Below are 20235 nucleotides of genomic sequence, written 5' to 3' on the forward strand. Positions count from 1 at the left end.
TGGCAGCGCGTTGGAAGGATGCTCGCTAGTCTATCTGTTCAACCAGTTTGATAATATCACCACTGATTTGCTGAATAAACTGGAGATGTTCCAGTAGAGAAGTATCTTCCGTAACTGACGCCGGACGATAGGCTTCCTGCATCCCGGAATCCAGTTCAACTTTTTCGGTCGATTTGTTCAGCTTTTGCAGACTTTCTGTTAGTATGAACAACGCCCTTTTAGCGGGTTTCAGGTAGGAAGCCGGATAATAAACCGGCTCACCAGACAGCCGGGCCGACATAATCGTGGCTATGTTGGCTGACAGCACGTAGTTCAATACCACAAACTGGTAGATGAGTTTCTCATTACGCTGTTTATTTTTTGGCTCCGAAACCATCCGGTCGAAGGTAGCGCCCAGGTTAGCCGATGTGACGAAAACCTCTTTCCGGGCCAGTTTGTAGTCGACCAGGCCAATGCCTTTCCCCAACAAACTATCAAGTAGTAACTGAGCGTAACGGACATTGGCTCTCAGCACCGCCTGCATGGGGCTTAGTAGCTGTTCTGACTCCCACTTGGGAAAAAAGGCGTAACCAGCTACCAGCGCAATGCCACCGCCGATAAGCGTATCCAGGAACCGTTCTTCCGCAGCACCCAGGTAATTGACACCCAGAAAACTAAATAAAATCAGCACAAACGGAGTCAGGCAGATAACCATTACCTGGTAGTTGACGCGCTGTGCGCTGTAGGTGCCCAGCATGAGCAGGGTCATAAAACCAAACTGAGCCGTTTTGTTGGGGATGAAGGTGAGAATCAGCACGCCAATGATACCGCCAATCAGCGTGCCGCCAATACGCTCGATATTTCGCTGTTTGGTCAGGCTGAACGCCGGTTTCAGAATAACCGAAATCGTGAGCAGAACCCAGTAGCTATGGTGGCCGTAGGGGAGGAGCTTGGTCAGGATGAAGCCCAGCAGCATGGCGATGGCCACGCGGGCCGAATGCCGGAAGGCAGATGAATCTGGCGTCAGACTGTCGCGAAACGAAGCAGCCGTAATGACCTGATGCGATACAAACCGCCCGTATTCGGGGTCGCGGTCGGATTGGGGATCAATGTTAGTTCCCGACAGGTTTCCCTGAATCGTAGTGATTCGTTGCCGGACGGTACGAAGGCTGACCAGTACTTTTTTAAGCACCAGCGTACTTCCTTCCTGATCGCTCAGGGCGTCGATGTCCTGTTTCAACGACTGGAGCAACGGGTCGAGGGGCCGGGGTTGGCTAAGCGGAATGGGTGACTGAACGGCCAGACCAATGTGATCGAGTTCGGAGGATAGCTGCCTGATGAGGTGGGTAATCTTCTCCAGTACGCCGGTTTTGCCAAAGCGGTCGCGCAGGTCCGAGTAGTCGTAGTACATGGCAATAATCTGCTCATACAGGTCAATTACATCGGTAAATGTCAGTAAGAGCAACCGGCCGGTCTGGGTCGATTCGGCCACGATACGCCTGCTTTTGAACAATACTTCGCGCGCGGCATCCTGATGTTCACTCACAACCACCTGCTGGGCAATAAATCGCCGGTAATCGTCATCCAGTTGGGTAGCAGTGGAATAAAAATCAGCCTTGATAACCATGAGTTTGGCAATTTCATGGATGCACTTCCCCAACGCCTGCTTTGCCAGCAGGTAAGGCCGTAGCTGCGATACGAGCAAGCTAATGACGGTGTACCACACGCTGCCAGCCAGCACGAGCAAACTTTCCTCAATTACCCCCTCCGGGTTAAGTGGGCGGTCGAGCATTAGAATCATGATGAGCAAAGCCGCCGTACCTACCGAAGCAGCCCGGTTTCCCCAGATGGCGAACATCGAGAAAAAAAAGCTGAACAGCAGAATCTCTACCGCCAGAAAATAGGGGTTCATGCGGGCAAAACCCGTGATGAACGTAACCACAAACCCAATCAGGGCTGTAGCAACCATGGCATTCCGGCGGTGCATAACCGGGCCGGGGGCATCGCTCAAACTAACGTTCAACGCCCCCAGCGACATGGCAAGCCCCGTTTGTAGCTGCCCGAACTGCGCCCATACCAGCGAGGGTAACAAAACAGAAAGCGTCGTTCGCAGTCCGTCAGAAAAATACTGACTGAACAGGAAGTAGCTAACTTGTCGGGTGCGTTTGTTCATGGGCTTGGTCAGTTGATTAGTTGGTGGGGTGATTAGTTAATTAATGGCTGACGCGAGTATTATTTTTACATCAGCCACTAATCAACCGATCAACCAACTAATCAACTGACTATCTATCTAATTCCTGAATACGAGCCAGGTGACGGCCACCCTCAAACGGCGTGTCGAGCCAGATTTTAACTAGTTTCAGGGCGGTTTCTTCGTCCATCATCCGTTCGCCGAGGGAGATGACGTTGGCATCATTATGCTGGCGACATAAACGGGCCGATTCTTCATTCCAGCACAGCCCGCAGCGAACACCCTTTACCCGGTTAGCGGCTATGGCCTCTCCATTGCCTGAACCGCCCAGCACCACACCCCGGTCCACGATGCCGGCAGCTACGGCTTCGGCCACGGGCCGGATAAAGAGGGGATAATCGACGGATGGCGTTTCGGCATAGGTACCTTTATCAATGACCTCGTGCCCGAGACTGGTCAGAAATTGCCTGATGGCTTCCTTGTAGTGGAAACCTGCGTGGTCGGAACCAATAGCTATTTTCATGTATTTAAACAAAGTAAGAACAACGCCCAAAAGTAGTGGAATCGGGGGCCAAGATGAAACCTTATGGGACTAAACTTGTTCGGAAAACAGACGGACGGTAATTTGCACCCTCCCAATACAACCAACTTATGATACCAGCTACCAATCAGAAACCCGTTGCTACCGTTTTGTTTATTTTCGGCGGCAGCGGTGACCTGAACCTTCGTAAACTAACCCCTGCGCTGTATAATCTGTACCTTGACAAGTACCTGTCCGATCAATTTGCCGTTGTTGGATTAGGCCGGACACCGTACTCCGACGAATCGTTTCGGGAGCGTCTGGAGGAGGGGATAGCGTCGTTTTCAAGGCGAAAAAACGATGGGGATAAGGATTGGAAGTCGTTTTCACCGGCTATTTCGTACCTGCCGATGGATGCCGGTGATGATAAAGCTTATACGAAATTGGCTGACTTTGTTGCCGCCCGGGAAAAGGAATGGGGTGTAGCGGCCAATGTGGTGTTTTATCTCGCAGTGGCCCCGCAACTGGTGCCCGATATTGCCATGAACCTTGGCAAGCTCTCGCTCTGTGGCGACAAATCACGGGTCAGGATTGTCGTTGAGAAACCCTTTGGGCATAACCTGAAAACGGCTCAAGAGCTAAATACCTTGTTGGGCGGCCTTTTCGCCGAAGAGCAGATTTACCGGATAGACCACTACCTGGGTAAAGAAACAGTGCAGAATATTCTGGCCCTTCGCTTTGCTAACTCCCTCTTTGAGCCAATCTGGAACCGTCGCTACGTGGAGTACGTACAGATTACGGCGGCCGAAACGGTGGGACTGGAAGGACGGGGAGGGTATTATGAAGGCTCAGGTGCCTTGCGCGACATGATCCAGAATCACCTGCTCCAGATGCTGTGTATGGTAGCAACCGAGGCCCCTATTTCGTTCGAGGCCAACGAAGTACGGAACAAAAAAGTCGACGTGCTGAACGCTATCCGCCGGATTCAGCCCGATGAGGTGAAGGATGTTGCCGTTCGGGGGCAGTATGGTCCGGGCGAATCCACCGCACCGGCGGACCGACCGGGTAAGAAATCGGCTGGCAAAAAAGAGGAGAAAGAAATTGTAGGGTATCGGGAGGAGGAAGGCGTTAAACCGGATTCAGCCACCGAGACGTTTGCAGCCGTCAAACTATACGTCGACAACTGGCGGTGGGAAGATGTGCCGTTCTATCTCCGCACGGGTAAAGCGCTGCCCAGGAAGGCTACCGTTATCACGATTCAATTTAAAACCGCCCCATCCTACGCGTTTCCGAACGAAGCCACTAAAAACTGGCAGTCCAACCGGCTCACTATCGATATTCAACCCGATCTGGATATCCGTCTTCGGTTTCAGGTAAAGCGGCCCGGCCAAACACTGGCCATCGATCCGGTCGAAATGGTATTTAGCTATAAAGATACCTACGACGGTCAGGAGCCGGAAGCCTACGAAACCCTACTGCTCGACGTGATGACGGGCGATGCCACGCTGTTTATGCGGGCCGATCAGGTTGAAGCCGCCTGGAAAGTGGTAACGCCGATTCTGGACGAATGGGAAAGTAAAACGCCTGATTTTCCGAATTATACCCCTGGCTCGTGGGGACCGGATGCCGCCCGGCAACTGGTCGAAAAAGATGGATTTGACTGGACGGCAGAATAAAGCTTTACAGTTTATGGTGGCTGACGTATACGTAGCTAACGCGTCGGCCAGCCGTATACCAAACACCATACACCTCAAGCTATATACCTAAACGCATGACGACAACTCAACTGGGTGTTCTTTTTGTAGATGACGAAAGCCTGCCGTGGGAAACGGTAGCCGACGGGGTGCAGCGTAAGATGATGACCTATGACGCCAACCTGATGATGGTAAAAGTCCGCTTTGAAACGGGTGGTATCGGGGCTGCTCACAGCCATGTGCATACGCAGATGAGTTACGTAGCGAGTGGGGCTTTTGCTATTACCATTGCCGACGAGACCCGTACCGTACGGCAGGGTGATGCGTATTATATACCGCCTAACGTACGGCACGGGGCCGTGTGTGTGGAAGCAGGTGAGCTGGTTGATTTATTCACGCCCATGCGTGAGGATTTTGTGTAAGAAACGTCCATGCAACTGATTATCAAGAAAAATCCGGCCGAACTGGCTAAAGAAGCGGCCAGTTTTATTGCGAAGCGCATCAACGAGGTGCTTAAAACGCAGGATCGGTTTACAATTGCGCTATCGGGGGGAAGTACGCCCAAAGCCCTACACGAACTACTGGCTAAACCGCCCTTTGTAGAGCAGATTCCGTGGGCGCAGCTGCACATATTCTGGGGTGATGAGCGGTACGTACCCATCGACGATGAGCAGAGTAATGCCGGCATGGCCTACGATACGCTGCTTGGACATGTGTATACACCCGAAGATCAGATTCACATCTGGCGTACCGACCTGGAACCCGACGCTGCTGCCGCCGACTATGACCGGGTCTTGCATACGTACTTTGGCGAAACAGACGACGCGTCGCCCAGCCCCACGTTCGATCTGGTGCTGCTCGGTATGGGGGATGATGGGCATACCCTGTCTTTGTTTCCCGGCACTGACGTGGTTCACGAAAAAAAGGCCTGGACAAAAGCTTATTTTTTAACGCAGCAAACTATGTTTCGGCTGACCCTGACGGCACCCATCGTGAATCGGGCATCCTGCATCCTGTTTCTGGTAGCAGGGCCTAAAAAGGCCGATCCGCTGAAAGAAGTACTGGAAGGAGCCTATAATCCGGACACCTATCCCTCTCAGCAAATCAAGCCGGAAACAGGGGAACTGGTGTGGCTGGTCGATGAAAAAGCGGCTGAAAAGCTGACTCGTTAACAAGTACTTACCTTTATAATCGTTCTACAATCAACTCACCTCGTCAACTGACTGGTTATCCTGCTTACTCTATTGCTAATGCGCTTTATCCCTTATCCGTTACTTATTGTAGCACTACTTATTCCATACCAGAGAGCGGCCGGGCAAGCGGATTCGTCGGAAAGAACTACGCAGGCTTTCGTAGAAGTTGGTGCATTAGGAAAATCCGGAAGAGGTGTACCCTTCTGGCAACGGGCCAACCAATATGGAGTAGTGCCCCTGGCTAACTCATTTGCAACGGTTCGGGCGGGTGTTTCCTCCGACTATCGGCCAGAGCAAAACCGGCGGGTTGATTGGGGATACGGGGTTGAGGTGGTTGGAAACGTGGGTCCCATACCTGCCAATCAGCAGGTATACGTGCCCGAAGCGTACATCAAGGCACGGTGGCGCCAGCTGGAAGTTTATGCCGGTCGCCGAAAAACCATTGTGGGTTTGGTAGATACGTTGCTAACGTCGGGTGCCTATGCCATGTCGGGAAATGCGCTCCCGCTGCCCACCATTCAGCTAGGGACCCGGGGGTATGTTCCTCTTCCTTTCACAAATGGGGCCATTAGCATCAACGCAACGTTTGCCAACGCCTGGTTTGAAAATGTAAACCGGAAAGTTTCCAATGCACTGATGCAGCAGTCAACGTTGTACATTCGAATTGGCCGACCGTCGGGGCCTATTCGTGTATATGGTGGTATCAATCATCAGGTTACCTGGAATGGGTACTCTCCCTTCATAGCACCCGGCGTGTCGAACGATGGACAGTTACCGTCCAGCTTCAAGGCTTATTTGTATGCGATAACGGCTTTACCGTACCCCAATGCCGCCGTGGATGGCAATGTCACCTCGTTCGATGAAACGAACCGGATTGGTAACCACCTGGGTTCGCTTGATTTAGGAGCCGAATTGGATGTTGGTGACTACACCATTTTTGTCTATCGCCAGAATCCTTTTGATACGGGAGCCATCTGGTACCTGACCACCATTGCCGATGGCCTCAATGGCCTTAGTATTCGCCGGAAGTCGAGGGGGGACAGTTATATTTCGGTAGACCGGGCACTTGTCGAGTTCCTGTATACGGTCGACCAGGGCGGAAATGAATTCGTTATTGAAGACCCCCAACGCCGGGGCAAAGTTGATTACTTCAATAATGCACAATACATTGATAGCTGGACAACCCGCGCTCACACCATTGGCACCCCTTTTCTCACGCCCGAAGGCGACATAACCCCTGCCATACCGTATGGCCCCATTATTAATAATCGGGTATCAATGGTACACGCCGGGTTAAACGGCCGGGTAGGAGAGAAGGTGATGTGGCTACTTAAACTATCGTACAGTCAAAACCTGGGAACCTACAACGCTCCACTACCAGGATTTCCCCAGCAGTTTTCGGGGTTATTCAAAGTAGCAGCCCCGTTGACCCTGCCCTTGCTAGGTACCATGCATTTAACCGCTACCGTAGCGACCGACCAGGGCGCTTTTTTACCCAATTCAACCGGAGGCTATATTGGTCTGCGTAAGAACTGGTCTTCCAAAACACAGAAAGCACCCGTCAAGCAAAATCAGCGGTCTTCCGTCCGTTATTTTTAGTGGGTTTATGAGAAATAGGTCAGTAATGACAAGCAACAAAAAAGACCCTCATTGCTGAGGGTCTTTTTTGTGTTAACAGGTTAGTTTGAAAGGGCGCTTACTTGATGGTGTCCTTCATGGTGGTATCACTCTTCATGGTGGTATCACTCATCATGGTCGTAGAGTCACTCATCATGGTGGTAGAGTCGCTCATCATCGCAGCCGTATCAGTGGCAGTAACTGATGACGCTGTAGACTCGGTTTTCGTGCTCGAACAGGCAGTAGCCAGTGCCATTACTGATAGAAAGAAGAATGCTGATTTTTTCATGGTTGTACTGAATTAAAACGGTTTGTTTACCATTAATGTAGGACAAGTAGAAAGGTAACCCATCAGCTATTCTGTTTTTTTACTAACTGATTATCAAGTGCTAGAGAATAAATCTGAATAGGCACTATCTGCTGATTAAGATGGACAAAAACTCAATCCAGTTCATCAATGGCGTCGTAGGCCAAACCGGCCGCCAGAGCGTAAACGGCATGGTGCAAGGCATCAATAGCAATGGCTTTCGGCTCCTGTTCCGTAACGGGCGGCACCACATTCAGTTTGGGTAATAGGGTGAGGGCAGTCCCCATAATCGTGGTAAAATGAAGCAGGGTAGCGGGCCATCCCTGTAAGCCAACCATGGACATGATGCCCCGGGGTATGCCCCACACGGTTCCGTAGGTCCAGTGAATTTCCTGCGTCACCTTCTCCCGGTTGGTTTTATTGGTTGGCTTGATGTCGAGCACCTTGGATACTGCTTTCACGGGGGTTGTACTGGGTGCCCGATCCGTCAGTTTCATCTCAATCAGTTGCGAGACCGTGATGGCTACTGTTCCGGCAAGGCCGGCCAGCATACCCGCGCCCACGGCCAGGGCCAACCCTTTCAGGGGGTTTTCTGCAATTTCACGTTTCATAAAGTGTTCTCATCGTTTGTTAGATACCCGGCAATATAAGCAATCGGCTACCCCGTTCCCGTTGGTAGTTCCGAGAATGCCGCCTGTTCAAGTATTAGTTCATATATTCTTTTTCTTGACCTGGTCAATTAAATACTCACTCGTGCGCATGGAACCGGCCAGAATGGTCCAGGTAACGTTTTTATCCCCCTGCGACGGGAAAGCGGCTGCATCAACGACAAACAGGTTTTTTACGTCGTGCGCCTGCTGGTACTTATTCAGGGCCGATGTTTGGGGGTCATTTCCCATCCGAACCGTACCCACTTCGTGAATAATCCGGCCGGGGGCCGCCAGGCCGTAGCCGTGTGCCGTGTTAGGGCCGGGTTTAGGCCCGAGAGCAATACCGCCCATCGCATGAATAATTTCCTCGAACGTGTCCTGCATATGCTTGGCCTGCTTCACCTCATAGTCCGACCATTTGTAGTGAAAACGAAGCGTTGGGATACCGAACTTATCAACCTTATTGGGGTCAATTTCGCAGTAATTGCTTTCGAGAGGGACCGGCTCACCCCGACCCGCCATGCCAATGTAGGCTCCGTAGAACCGCCGGTAGTCATCTTTCAGGCTGGCTCCGTAGCCACCACCGGGTTTCATCTGGCCATCCCGACCGGGAATGGTGCCGTTCATGGATTCAATGCCACTGCCAAAACCATAGCCGGGCATGCCCATACCACCCCCGTACTCGATGTGATACCCCCGTGGGAAATCCAGTTTTTTGTTATCCAGCCACCAGGGCGTGAATACGTGCATGCCGCCCACGCCATCTTCGTTGTACCGTTTGCGGTCCATCAGGGCGGGTATAAACGCCGACCGGCTGGCACCGGTGGAGTCGTTGAGGTATTTACCGACTACGCCACTGCTGTTTGCCAGCCCATTGGGGAAGCGGCTCGATTTGGAATTGAGCAGAATCCGGGCGGTTTCGCAGGTGCTGGCTCCCAGCATCACGGTTTTGGCCCGAACGGTTATCTCTTCCATATTGGCCTTGTTAATGTAACTCACACCCGTGGCCAATCCGGTTTGTGGGTCGGTCAGCACTTCGCGGACCATTGCCCCATTTACCAGGGTTACATTGCCGGTTTTTACGGCAGGAATACATAGTACCGATGAGGAGGAGAAATCAGCGTAGGCCTGACAACCCCGGCCGCACTGGTGGCAGTAAAAACAGGAACCCCGCTCGCTGTTGATAGGTTTGGTCAGGATACTCAACCGCGATGGAAGAACGGGAATGCCGATGCTCCGGGCACCTTTCCGAATCATCAGTTCGTGCAGGCGCGGTTTGGGCGGGGGCAGAAAAATACCGTCGGGTTCGTTCGGGAAATTCTCGACGGAACCAAATACGCCAATCAATTTATCGACCCGGTCGTAGAAGGGTTTAATGTCGTCGTAGCCGATGGGCCAGTCTACACCCACGCCGGTCATGCTGTGCCGCCGAAAATCGTCGGGGCCAAACCGGAGAGAGATACGTCCCCAGTGGTTGGTACGCCCGCCGAGCATCCGGGACCGGAACCAGTGAAACTCACCCCCCTCTTTGGAGGAATAGGGTTCGCCCTCGATATCCCAGCCACCCCAGGCCGCATCAAAATCCCCATTGGAGCGAAACTGTGTGGACGCCCCCCGACGGGGCGATTCATAGGGCCATTTCAACTGGGTGATGTATTTTGGGTCGGCCGGGTCGTAATAGCCACCCGCTTCGAGCAGCATTACTTTGGCACCGGCTTTGGCCAATGTATAGGCTGCCATGCCGCCCCCGGCACCGGAGCCGACGATGATAGCGTCGTAAATGAGGGGGGCTTTTTTGAACTGAGGAATATCCATTTCAGTAGTCGGTCAATGCGATTTAGGGTAATAAGCCAAATGCAGCCCCTGTTTACTGATTGGCGGGAATCCCTGAAAAGAAAAACCCCGGCATGGGCCGGGGCGGGGNAAGCTGGCAAGAACTAAAGTTGAGCATGTTTACTCGTCCAACAACATTTCGACTTCAATTTGCAGGATTGGAAGGTGTCTAATGACAATCCCCCAAATTACATCGTCAGATACAGAGTCGTAACCATGAATGAAGTTTAATGATGGCTGGTAGGTAAGCTTCAAGTCTATCCAACTGTTCCCGTCAGAATGGTTACGCCCCCGGTGGCAAAATTAGCAATGTCGTCTACTGTGACTTGTCCTTCTGGTGAACCCATAGTTGTCTGGAGGGCTTCTGCATCAGCAAACCACAATTCGGCCATTCGATAGTATGCAGCCTTTTCGCCGTCTGGGGAGTCGAGAAACTTGGTAAGTTCAGCTTTTTCAACACCTTTCATTTTTCCTACCAGCGGTACATGCGTATCGGCGTAATAATTCTCGAAAACTGTTGGGTCACTCGGATGTCCGTAAAGTACCGTTAACTTGATCATGCTGTTTGTTAGTTGGATTGGTTCGATTTTAGTGAAAATTACTAATGTTCAGGACTTACCGAAGTACGAAAAATTGAATTTATTTAAGCTAATTAATCGCGCAGATTCAAACTTCATCTTGACAACTGGAGATTTCTCCTGCCGCACCGGCGGACCGGTCGGAATGACAAAAAGAGTGCAACCTAAATTTGCGTGATTACTTATTCGAGCCATACTTTCTGTATTGTCACTACCCTTCTAAATTGATAAAACCAATTCAACCTCCGCTTTTACCGAAGTTCCTTCGAAGCTTCCGCCACTTTATCCGTATTGATAATATCGACTCCTGCCTTTTTTAGTTGTTTCCAGGCATTGGGTGTGTCGGGGATGGCCCAGAAACGGAAGGGTTTGCTGTCGCTGTGGGCGCGTTTTATCACCCGTTTTAGTTTGTCCTTATCGTCTTTCGGGATGTCGTCGTTGCCGTCCCATTGGGAGTAGGACCTGAAGTTGTCGCTAATGAGGGCTATTTTCCGCAGTGTTTCCTCATCGTACACTTCGCTGGGGCGGCCATCGAACTGGAGCAATGGATAATCGAGAAAAGCTGTAATTTTCGGACGCTCACCGCTAATAATTACCTGTACGGCCTGCGCATTGGCACCCCGGTTAAAATAAGTCAGGTGTTTGGATAATGTGGCCAGCAAGATGGGCAAAACCTCGGCCGAATTAGCCTTGATATCGATTACCAGACTAAAGGTATAGTCCCGGTCGGGGCTGGGTTTGTTATTGTTCTGCTCGAACAGGGCCACAATGGGGTTGATGTATAAAGAATCGAGCGTGGGGGCATTGTCTTTGGGTTTGTTGTGGGACACAACCAGTTTCCCATTCTGGAGCCACACGTCGGCTTCGATGTAATCGGCCCGTTGTTCGTAGGCATTCACAAAGGGCCGGGGTTTTTCGTAGTCATTGTGAGCATGAATTTTCTGGGCCAGCGTGATTGTAGTCGTCAACCACAGTAAGGCGGGTAGGAGATAGGGGCGCATAACAAATGGCTTATTTTTTGCCAAGGTACTGAGGCTCGTCCACGAAACCAAAACCAGCCGCTTACCTTGCCGTTTGCGGCTAAGTTGCTATTTTTGCCCTGTTTATTTTTCGCTTGATGAGTTATCTGGAAACAACCGCAGACGTGTACCGGCAGGCCGCCGAAGACCCTCAGATTGGGTTATGCTGCACCACGAATCCGGTGTGGCAACTGCCGGGTCTGCGTATACCGAAGCGGATGCTGGAAATGAACTACGGCTGTGGCAGCACCGTGAACCCCCGCGATTTGGTGAATAACCCAACCGTTATGTACGTGGGCGTAGGTGGTGGGATGGAACTGTTGCAGTTTTCGTACTTCAGCCGTCGACCGGGCTCCGTTATCGGGGTCGATGTGGTGCCGGAGATGATTGACGCCTGCCAGCAGAACCTGGTTGAAGCCGAAGCGCAGAACGACTGGTTTCACCGCGATTTTATGGACCTGCGGCTGGGTAGTGCACTGGATTTGCCGGTAGAAGACAACAGCGTGGATGTGGCCGCGCAGAACTGCCTGTTCAACATTTTCAAAGCCGACGACCTGAAACGGGCACTGGAAGAAACGTACCGCGTATTAAAACCACACGGCCGACTGGTAATGTCGGACCCCGTTTGCGAGCAACCCATGTCCGACGAACTGCGCAACGACGAACGCTTACGGGCATTGTGCCTGACGGGTTCTGTTCCCCTCCAGGCGTACCTGGATTTTGTGACGGGTGTTGGGTTTGGTACGGTCGAGATACGGGCCAAGCGGGCGTACCGGCTACTGTCGCCCCGGCACTATGCGACCAATGAGTTGCTATACATTGAAAGCGTGGAAGTCTGCGCCATTAAAGACCCCATGCCCACTGATGGCCCCTGCGTGTTTACCGGCAAAACCGCCATCTATTACGGCGATGAGGACTACTTCGACGATGGAAAAGGCCACGTACTAATGCCAAACCAGCCCCTGTCCGTATGCGATAAAACCGCCGGTGCATTCACCCGGTTAAATCGCAACGATATTTTTATTTCGCCCTCGACCTACTTCTACGATGGTGGAGGGTGCTGCTAAACGTACCGGTTTATACAGTAGGAAGGGCGCAAATTAGCATTTTGTTGAGGGGCCTGGTCGAACCCAGGCCTTATTTTTGTTTATTAAAGCCTGTCATACGTTAAAACGGGCATCTACTTTAAAAATGGATTTACTGAAAGGAAAAGTCGCCCTCATTACCGGTGCATCACGGGGTATCGGTCGGGCTATGGCGCAGAAGTTCGCCCAGGAAGGAGCCTCCGTCGCATTTACCTACTTGTCGAGTGTTGAAAAAGCACAGGCGCTGGAAGCAGAACTCAGTGCGTTTGGCGGCCAGGTAAAAGGATACCGCTCCGATGCATCGGACCACAAAGCCGCCGAAGACCTCATCACTCAGGTACTGGCCGACTTTGGCAAGCTCGATGTACTGGTCAATAATGCCGGTATTACCAAGGATGGTTTGCTGATGCGGATGTCGGAAGAACAATGGGATACCGTTATCAACGTTAACCTTAAGTCGGTCTTCAACCTCACCAAGGCGGCTATCAAGTCGATGATGAAAGCCAAATCGGGTTCTATCATCAATCTGACATCCGTAGTGGGGATTCGGGGTAATGCGGGGCAGGCCAATTACGCAGCTTCCAAAGCGGGCATCATTGGGTTTACCAAATCGGTCGCGCTGGAACTGGGTTCGCGTAATGTGCGGTCCAACGCCATTGCACCGGGCTTTATCGAAACCGAAATGACCGGTGAAATCAATGAGAAAGCCCTCGAAGACTGGAAGCAGCAAATCCCGATGAAACGGGGGGGGCAACCCGAAGAGGTAGCTGACTGTGCCGTTTTTCTGGCTTCCGACCTCTCCCGCTACATCACCGGCCAGGTGCTGCAAGTGGATGGGGGAATGTTGACTTAACTGATAAATGATGACTGGTATCATTGTTATCGTTTACCATTAGGTTAACATCCGGGTCATAATTTATCATTCATCATTTATAATTGATTACGTGCGCTCTGACGTTATTTTTCAATCCTCACCCTGGTGGATTTTAGTGTGTTTGCTCGTTGGGGCGGCTTACGCCTGGGCTATGTATCAGCCACTGCCCCGCCTGACCGGGCCTGGCCTGGCCGGTGGTGGTGCAACCGTGGGTGGCTTCGATAAACGAACGACCTACGGATTGGCGGCTCTGCGTTTTGTGGTGGTCAGTTTCCTGTGCTTTCTATTGCTGGACCCGCTCATCCGTAGCCTGCGAACCTTCACCGAAAAACCCAAAGTGGTACTGGCTGTCGACAACTCGGAATCGGTAGCGGCAGCGGGTCGGCCCGCGCTGAGTCGGTCCCTGGCCAGTTTGCAGACCCTGCGCCAGCAACTAACCGATAAAGGACTGGATGTAGCCGTGCGCACCTTTGGCGACAGCACGACTGCGTCGGACCTCACCCAGATTCCCTTTACCCAGCGTACAACGGATTTGTCGGGTATGCTGTCGGGTATCCGGTCAGATTACGAAGGGCAGAACCTGACCGACGTGGTGCTGGTGTCGGATGGTATCTTCAATCAGGGACTGTCACCCACGTTTGGGCAGTACCCCTTTTCGGTGCAAACCATTGGGCTGGGTGATACAATTCCGAAGAGAGATATTCAACTCAAAGGCGTTATTGCCAACCGGATTGCGTATCTGGGTAATCAGTTTCCGGTGCAGGCCGAAATCGTGAGCAACGGATTTCAGGGGCGTAGTGGTACGGTGGTGTTGCGCCAGAACGGGAAAGAATTAGGGCGACAGTCGGCTAATTTCTCAAAAGATGAAGGATTCAGTCAAGTGACTTTCCAGATTACGGCTACGCAGAAAGGCGTTCAGCATTACGTGGTCGAAGTGCTGCCCCAACCCGGCGAATTCAGTACCCGAAACAACCGGCAGGATGTGTACCTGGACGTAATTGACGGGAAAGAAAAAGTGTTGCTGCTGGCCCTGGCGCCCCACCCGGATATAAAAGCCCTGCGGAGTATCCTGGAAAAGAACCAGAACTACGAACTGGACATCCGTATTCTAACGGGCACTCCCGCCGAAGCGACCGCATCGGCGGACCGCGCACCCGCTGATAAGCAGTACGATCTACTGATCCTGCATCAGATTCCCGACAATGGGGGAACGGGCAACGCGCTGCTGCAAAAATACCTGGCTAAAAACACGCCCATTTTGTTTATCCTGGGTAATCAATCGGCCATCGGCTCCTTCAATACCTCCAATCCGGTGATGCAGCTGGCAGCTCAAATGAACCAGAGTGATAAGGTGACGGGCGCGTTGAATTCTGACTTCAAACAGCTCAACTTCGACCCGGCCCGACTCGATATTCTGAGTAAGTTTCCCCCTTTGCTGGTTCCCTACGGCGATTTTCGGTTACAGCCTGGTTCCGAAGTGGTACTATGGCAGCAGGTAGGCAGCATACGCACCAAAAAGCCTCTTCTGGCTATCAACGTGACCAGCCCCCGGAAAACAGCCGTACTGGCCGGAGAAGGCATATGGGGCTGGCGACTCGAAGAGTTTGCCCTGACGGATAAACAGGAGGTGGTAGATGACCTAATCCAGAAGGTTATTCAACTGATTTCCGTAAAAGAAGACCGGCGTAAACTCCGGGTGTATCCCATTCGGAACGAGTTTGTGGCGGGTGAAAAAGTTATTTTTGAAACCGAACTCTACAACGACATCTACGAACGCCTGTACGACAAGCCTGTTCAACTCGCCATCAGCGACGAAAAAGGGATAACCCGGTCGTTCAATTATACGCCTACTGCTGACAATAGCCGGTTTGAGATCAGCCGCCTGCCCGAAGGGGCGTACCGGTTCCGGGCCAGCGTGACAATCAATAACAAAGCCGAGCAATCGTCGGGGCAGTTTGTGGTGCGCGACCTGCAACTGGAAGCAATCAACACGACTGCCGACCATGGGTTGCTTCGGCAGCTGGCGCAGCAAACGGGCGGGCAGTTTTACAATGCCAGCCAAACGGATGAACTTGTCAGGACCATAACCACCAAGCCGCACCCGGCCCGCCTGACCAGCACCGAAGAAATGAATGAACTCATCAACTGGCGATGGCTGTTTTTTGTCGTGCTGTTGCTGGTTTCCGTTGAGTGGGGATTACGGAAGTTCTATGGCGGATATTGATGGGGCATAACCCACGAATAGATGCGAAGAATTAAAGTTACTTTTTTTGGAGATTATTTATTTTACAGGTAATACCTCTTGAAAGAGTAACTTTTTAATAACTAAATGTTACTGAAAAAGAGAAATAAACTATATGTTTTGCTACTATATTTTCTTTTAAACGAACTATTGAGTGATTTTTAACCAGCAAAACCATTAAACGGTAACCTGAAACTAAAAATTTACCCTTACATTTGACAGAATCAAAGGGTAGACCCCAAAATCTACCTTTATGGTGTGGATAGAAACAGGAAAGCAGGCCGATTATGTCAGCCTGCTTTTTTCATTTTTAGTCAGCCACGCCCCTTTTTAACCCGCGTTTGCCTGTAACGCGGTTACTTACTCAATCGAAGATGAACGTGAATATGAGTAAGTAAATTGCTGCCAGTCAACTCATTGCACATCTGCCTGTCAAACTCAGCTTATTGATTGACTTACTTCCGCCTGGGGGTACTGCTCAAAATGGCCGTCTGGCCCGATTGATAATAGTCGCATTGCGGACGTAGCACACATTCACTGCATTTGGGATAATACCAGCTACAGACGCGCTGACCATGCCAGAAGAAGTGTTTGTGAAAATTGAACAGCTGCGTGGCATCCGCTGGTAGGTAAGAAAGCAGCAGGGCGTGGGCCTTTTCGGCACTGACTCTTGGCCCAATCAACCCCAGCCGTTGCGTAACCCGATGAACGTGGGTGTCGACGGGAAGAACGGGCTTTTGAAAGTTAAACAGCAGCAGAAGTGTAGCCGTTTTCTGACCGATACCCGGCAAAGCTGTCAGCCATTTCATGGCCTCTTCCGTTTCCATATCGGCCAGGAAATCGACCGACGCTGCACCCCTTTCCTGGAAGAGATACGCCAGCAAATTTTTGATGTAAGGGGCTTTTACCTCCGGGTAGGTAGCCGTTTGGATGGCTTCGATTAACGCAGGCAATGGCGCATCGCGCACCTCTTCCCAGGTTGGAAATCGTTCGCGCATGGTATGGTAAGCCGTCTCTTCGTTCGCGAAGTTGGTCCGGTGGGATAAAATGGTACCAACTAGTTCGTGCATCGGGTCTGCCCGGCCGTAAATGGCCTGAACGCCGTAAAAAGCATTCAGTTGCTCATGGCATTCAAGGGTTTTAGTGGCAGCAAAGGAGTCCAAACGGGTACGAAAAGAGATAAAGTGAAAACCTCCGGTACTGGGTTATTCTCAAGAACAGCCGTTGAAAAGGAATGTTTATACCGGTGGTATCGCTTTTCGCCATTGACCAGCCCGAAACTGCGTTGATTCGCTTACGTATGGCTGAATGAAAACCTGCCGTTGTTTGTCCAACTTATTGGCCGGCGTACAGCGTTGCTATTCAACACGGCTATAAAGTAGTTAGTATGGTAGTTACGGATTGGGCCGCCAGTGTCAGGTTTTTAGCCGATACCGTTCGTTTGCGCAGATTGGCCGTAGCGGACGTTTCGTACACCGCCAACTGCCTAACCGACGGGGGTAGACCAGCGAGTTGCAGAGGACGTTCCTGGCCGGGATTGACCACGACCAGAACTAGCTGTTTCCCATCCTGACTTCGGTAGGCCGATAGCTGTGGGGCATCAGTTGGTGTAGTTGGGCTGGTTTCAAGGGCTATCCGCACCATGCCGGGCCGAACAAACCGGGCGTAGTTGCCCAGTGCCCACAGCGATTTGGAGGCCATAATATCACCATTTTGCGCGTTTGTCGGGTTTTCGCCCATCTTGCCGTTATTCTCAACGTAAATCAATCCATCCTTGTAGTTGCTCGGACTAAGCGCCAGCCACCATTGCCAGGAGGTAGCATTCGCCAGCGTTATATCCGCCTGGATGACGCGGGCTACATACAGCGCGGTTGTCATGCCCAGGTCCCGGCCGCTGCCGTTTATTTCCCCATCGTTGTCTCCTAACACGCAGTATTCCGATTGCCAGAAAGGCACTTTCGCTTTCTGGAGTGCCGAGGCCAGGTCACGCCTGACGCTTTCCAGTTTGCTGACCGGTGAGGTGGTAAAATAGCTATGTCCACTTGCCACCGGCTCAACGGCGGGCAGGTTGCCTATAAATGCCGGACTGTGGGATGCGAAGAGGGCATTGATAACATCGTCCTGATTGGTCTGACTGCGATTTGTGCCGCTTTGGGAGAGGTAATTTAACTGGGCGGCTTCGCCAATAGTCAGGCGGGTTGGTACGTTCCGGGTGGTCAGTTCCTGACTCAGAGCGCGGGTCAGTTCGGCCATGTCCGCGTTAGTGGCGGGGGTGCCCTCCTGTGTCGCCATCGTTTGCCCCTTTTTGATACCCCAATCCCACTGCGGTTCGTTGAAAGGGCTCAGATACTGCATGGGCCAGCCTTCCCGGTTGAAGTAATCAGCTACATCGGTCAGGAAACGGGCGTATTCCGTTAACTTCTGCCGATTGAAGTTATAATCGCCCAACTTACCGGATGCGTACGCTTTGCCGTTTGCCGTGAACTGGACGGGGGGAGAGTTGGTAAAGCCGAGCAGGTAAGGCACCCTGCGCCGGTGGGCGGCCTCCACAAACCACTGCTGACCCGCCTGTTTGCTCCAGTCGTACGTGCCATTGGGCCGCTGGAAACATTCGGAGCGTCGCCACGGGCTTTTGATACCACTCGAATCGCCCTGCTCGGTACTGCCCGCGCCGATGTTGAACCGCCACAGCGATAGCCCGATACCTTTTGGATTGCCTGCTGCGTCGGTATCGAGACTGAAAAGCCAGTCGGCAATCTGTTCGCGTTTGGCCAATGGGTAGTTTAGACCAATAAACTGTGCCGACCAGCAATCCGATGCTCCAAAGCTGTGCATGGTCTGGTAGGTCTGGCTGGGTAGCACCCGTACCACAAGGGGCGATGGGGCCGCGGGCCGTTTTTTGGCGTTGCGGGCATCAGGGGGGGTAAATAAACTGCACCCGGTTATCACGGTCAGGGCGGCCAGGCTACTCAGGAGGAAAGTTTTCATGGCTTGCTGTTGGCTACGGGTAGTTGGGAAAGTTCCTTGCGCCAGGCGAGGAGTTTTGTGCGCATCTGGCCGGTCATCATGGTCTGCTTTTCGGCCACGTTAGTCGTCTCTGACGGGTCCTGGTTCAGGTCATACAATTCAACGCCCGAGCCGTTATCGTTAATCAGAAGTTTCCAGTTACCCTGCCGCATGGCCAGATTCGGACTGCGGTCTCGCCCCTGCGGATACCGGAACGATTCATTATTGCGGCCGTACTCCCAGAAAAGGGCCGTCTTGCGGAAATAAGGTTTGCCCTCAAAAGCGGAGGCTACATTCTCTCCGTACGTGGAGCCAGTTCCTTTCTGCCCCGCCAGACTGTTGACGGTGGGAAACAGATCCGTGGCGCATAGCACAGAGCGGGTATCGACCTGCCCCTTCGGTGTTTTGGCCGGATAACGGACCAGAAAAGGCATGCGGATACCCCCCTCGTACAGGGACAGTTTCGTTCCCCGATAGGGAGCCGCCCGGCTACCCTCGAAACTGGGCAGCGGGCCGTTGTCGCTGGTGAAAATGACCAGCGTATTGTTGTCCACCCCCTGCGCTTTCAGGCCTGCCATTAGCCGACCAATCTGTTTGTCCAGCTCGGCCAGTACGCCGTTGAACTCGCGGGGTTTCTCGGTGCCTTTGGGGAATTCGTCCAGCGTAGTTTCATCCGGTACCCAGGGCGTATGCACATCGTCGGGCCAGAGATTGATATAGCAGGGTTGGTCGGGGTGGCGTTTCAGGAAATCGAGTGTTTTATCAACGAAATAGGCCGTGCGTTTCCACCGTTTGATACTATCCGTTCTGGCCCATATCCAGTTCGTTGAGGTCAGCAGTGGGTCGGGGTCGGGGCTTTCGTAGGTGCTGGCATATTCATCGAAGCCGTAGGCGGGTATACCGGGAGCGTCGGTCACGTCGCGGCCACCGCCCATGTGCCACTTGCCAAAGTGAGCCGTGGCGTACCCCGCCGTTTTGAGCGAACGCGCTACCGACGGGGCCGCGGAGTCCAGGAAATCGGCCTGCTCGCAGGTGCGGTTGTGTTTTCGGTTATCCAGATACGAGGTGATGTTCCATTTCCCCGCAGCCATACCCGTCGTCAGAGCCACCCGCGAGGGCGAACAGATGGGGGCGGCACTGTAGTAGTTGGTAAACTTGATCCCCTCGGCCGCCAGCCGGTCAATGTTGGGTGTCGGAACCAGCTTATCGGCCGCGGCTCCTGTACGATTCCGGTAGCAACCCACATCGGCAAGACCCATGTCGTCAACCAGCACCAGAATGATGTTCGGCTGAGGGATGGGGGCGCTGATCGGTTCGGGGGCACCCGGCTGGCTAACGGGAAAGGAACGATGGAGAAACGGGCTGGCAACGGCCGAGCAAAGGATGCCTGCCAGTATGAGTTGGGTAGTTTTCGCGAACATTCATTTCTGCATTAGCTGAACAAAAG

General features: G+C 52.4%; 17 protein-coding genes. 7 read left to right on the forward strand and 10 right to left on the reverse strand.

Features of this window, described 5'->3' with window-relative positions; genetic code table 11:
* Positions 1-25: 25 nt before the first annotated feature.
* Positions 26-2152 carry an FUSC family protein gene (locus B156_RS0118555; protein ID WP_018621275.1) on the reverse strand — a complete coding sequence of 709 codons (2127 nt, stop codon included), beginning with the start codon at positions 2150-2152 and terminating at the stop codon, positions 26-28.
* Between the two features lie 109 nt (positions 2153-2261).
* A complete protein-coding gene (gene rpiB / locus B156_RS0118560; RefSeq protein ID WP_018621276.1) occupies positions 2262-2693 on the reverse strand; it encodes a ribose 5-phosphate isomerase B in 432 nt (143 codons plus the stop codon).
* Between the two features lie 128 nt (positions 2694-2821).
* Between rpiB and zwf the strand changes: the two genes are divergently transcribed.
* From zwf to B156_RS29440, 4 genes are all read left to right on the forward strand, one after another.
* Positions 2822-4366, forward strand: coding sequence for a glucose-6-phosphate dehydrogenase (zwf, locus tag B156_RS0118565; protein ID WP_018621277.1), 1545 nt, complete (start codon positions 2822-2824; stop codon positions 4364-4366).
* 95 nt (positions 4367-4461) lie between these two features.
* Complete coding sequence (locus B156_RS0118570) at positions 4462-4806, forward strand: cupin domain-containing protein (RefSeq protein WP_018621278.1); 345 nt, start codon at positions 4462-4464, stop codon at positions 4804-4806.
* A 9-nt stretch (positions 4807-4815) separates the two neighbouring features.
* On the forward strand, positions 4816-5556 hold the full coding sequence (pgl, locus tag B156_RS0118575) for a 6-phosphogluconolactonase (RefSeq protein ID WP_018621279.1): 741 nt from the start codon (positions 4816-4818) through the stop codon (positions 5554-5556).
* Between the two features lie 78 nt (positions 5557-5634).
* A complete protein-coding gene (locus B156_RS29440; RefSeq protein ID WP_157627094.1) occupies positions 5635-7176 on the forward strand; it encodes a capsule assembly Wzi family protein in 1542 nt (513 codons plus the stop codon).
* Between the two features lie 97 nt (positions 7177-7273).
* On the opposite strand, the gene B156_RS31465 is transcribed toward B156_RS29440, so the two are convergent.
* The 5 genes from B156_RS31465 to B156_RS0118605 form a co-directional block, all read right to left on the reverse strand.
* Positions 7274-7483: a hypothetical protein gene (locus B156_RS31465; RefSeq protein ID WP_157627095.1), complete on the reverse strand. Its 210-nt coding sequence runs from the start codon at positions 7481-7483 to the stop codon at positions 7274-7276.
* A gap of 152 nt (positions 7484-7635) precedes the next feature.
* On the reverse strand, positions 7636-8112 hold the full coding sequence (locus tag B156_RS0118590; protein ID WP_018621282.1) for a hypothetical protein: 477 nt from the start codon (positions 8110-8112) through the stop codon (positions 7636-7638).
* Between the two features lie 99 nt (positions 8113-8211).
* Positions 8212-9966 (reverse strand): GMC oxidoreductase, encoded by a 1755-nt coding sequence (locus tag B156_RS0118595; RefSeq protein WP_018621283.1) that lies wholly within the window; start codon positions 9964-9966, stop codon positions 8212-8214.
* 275 nt (positions 9967-10241) lie between these two features.
* On the reverse strand, positions 10242-10544 hold the full coding sequence (locus tag B156_RS0118600; protein ID WP_018621284.1) for an EthD family reductase: 303 nt from the start codon (positions 10542-10544) through the stop codon (positions 10242-10244).
* Positions 10545-10813: 269 nt separating this feature from the next.
* The gene (locus B156_RS0118605) at positions 10814-11563 is read right to left on the reverse strand and encodes a PI-PLC domain-containing protein (RefSeq protein ID WP_018621286.1); all 750 of its coding nucleotides are present in this window, start codon (positions 11561-11563) and stop codon (positions 10814-10816) included.
* Between the two features lie 116 nt (positions 11564-11679).
* Between B156_RS0118605 and arsM the strand changes: the two genes are divergently transcribed.
* From arsM to B156_RS0118620, 3 genes are all read left to right on the forward strand, one after another.
* Positions 11680-12648 (forward strand): arsenosugar biosynthesis arsenite methyltransferase ArsM, encoded by a 969-nt coding sequence (arsM, locus tag B156_RS0118610; protein WP_026260905.1) that lies wholly within the window; start codon positions 11680-11682, stop codon positions 12646-12648.
* Between the two features lie 124 nt (positions 12649-12772).
* The gene (fabG, locus tag B156_RS0118615) at positions 12773-13519 is read left to right on the forward strand and encodes a 3-oxoacyl-[acyl-carrier-protein] reductase (protein ID WP_018621288.1); all 747 of its coding nucleotides are present in this window, start codon (positions 12773-12775) and stop codon (positions 13517-13519) included.
* Between the two features lie 142 nt (positions 13520-13661).
* Complete coding sequence (locus B156_RS0118620; RefSeq protein WP_018621289.1) at positions 13662-15764, forward strand: hypothetical protein; 2103 nt, start codon at positions 13662-13664, stop codon at positions 15762-15764.
* A 473-nt stretch (positions 15765-16237) separates the two neighbouring features.
* On the opposite strand, the gene B156_RS0118625 is transcribed toward B156_RS0118620, so the two are convergent.
* The 3 genes from B156_RS0118625 to B156_RS0118635 all read right to left on the reverse strand — a co-directional run bounded on the left by B156_RS0118625 (position 16238) and on the right by B156_RS0118635 (position 20209).
* A complete protein-coding gene (locus B156_RS0118625) occupies positions 16238-16945 on the reverse strand; it encodes an endonuclease III domain-containing protein (protein WP_018621290.1) in 708 nt (235 codons plus the stop codon).
* Between the two features lie 208 nt (positions 16946-17153).
* Positions 17154-18770, reverse strand: a complete 1617-nt coding sequence (locus tag B156_RS0118630; protein WP_018621291.1) for a glycoside hydrolase — start codon at positions 18768-18770, stop codon at positions 17154-17156.
* Positions 18767-20209, reverse strand: a complete 1443-nt coding sequence (locus tag B156_RS0118635; RefSeq protein ID WP_018621292.1) for a sulfatase-like hydrolase/transferase — start codon at positions 20207-20209, stop codon at positions 18767-18769. Before B156_RS0118635 ends, B156_RS0118630 begins: the two co-directional genes overlap by 4 nt.
* Positions 20210-20235: the final 26 nt, after the last annotated feature.

This window comes from Spirosoma luteum DSM 19990, from assembly GCF_000374065.1.
GTDB lineage: Bacteria > Bacteroidota > Bacteroidia > Cytophagales > Spirosomataceae > Spirosoma > Spirosoma luteum.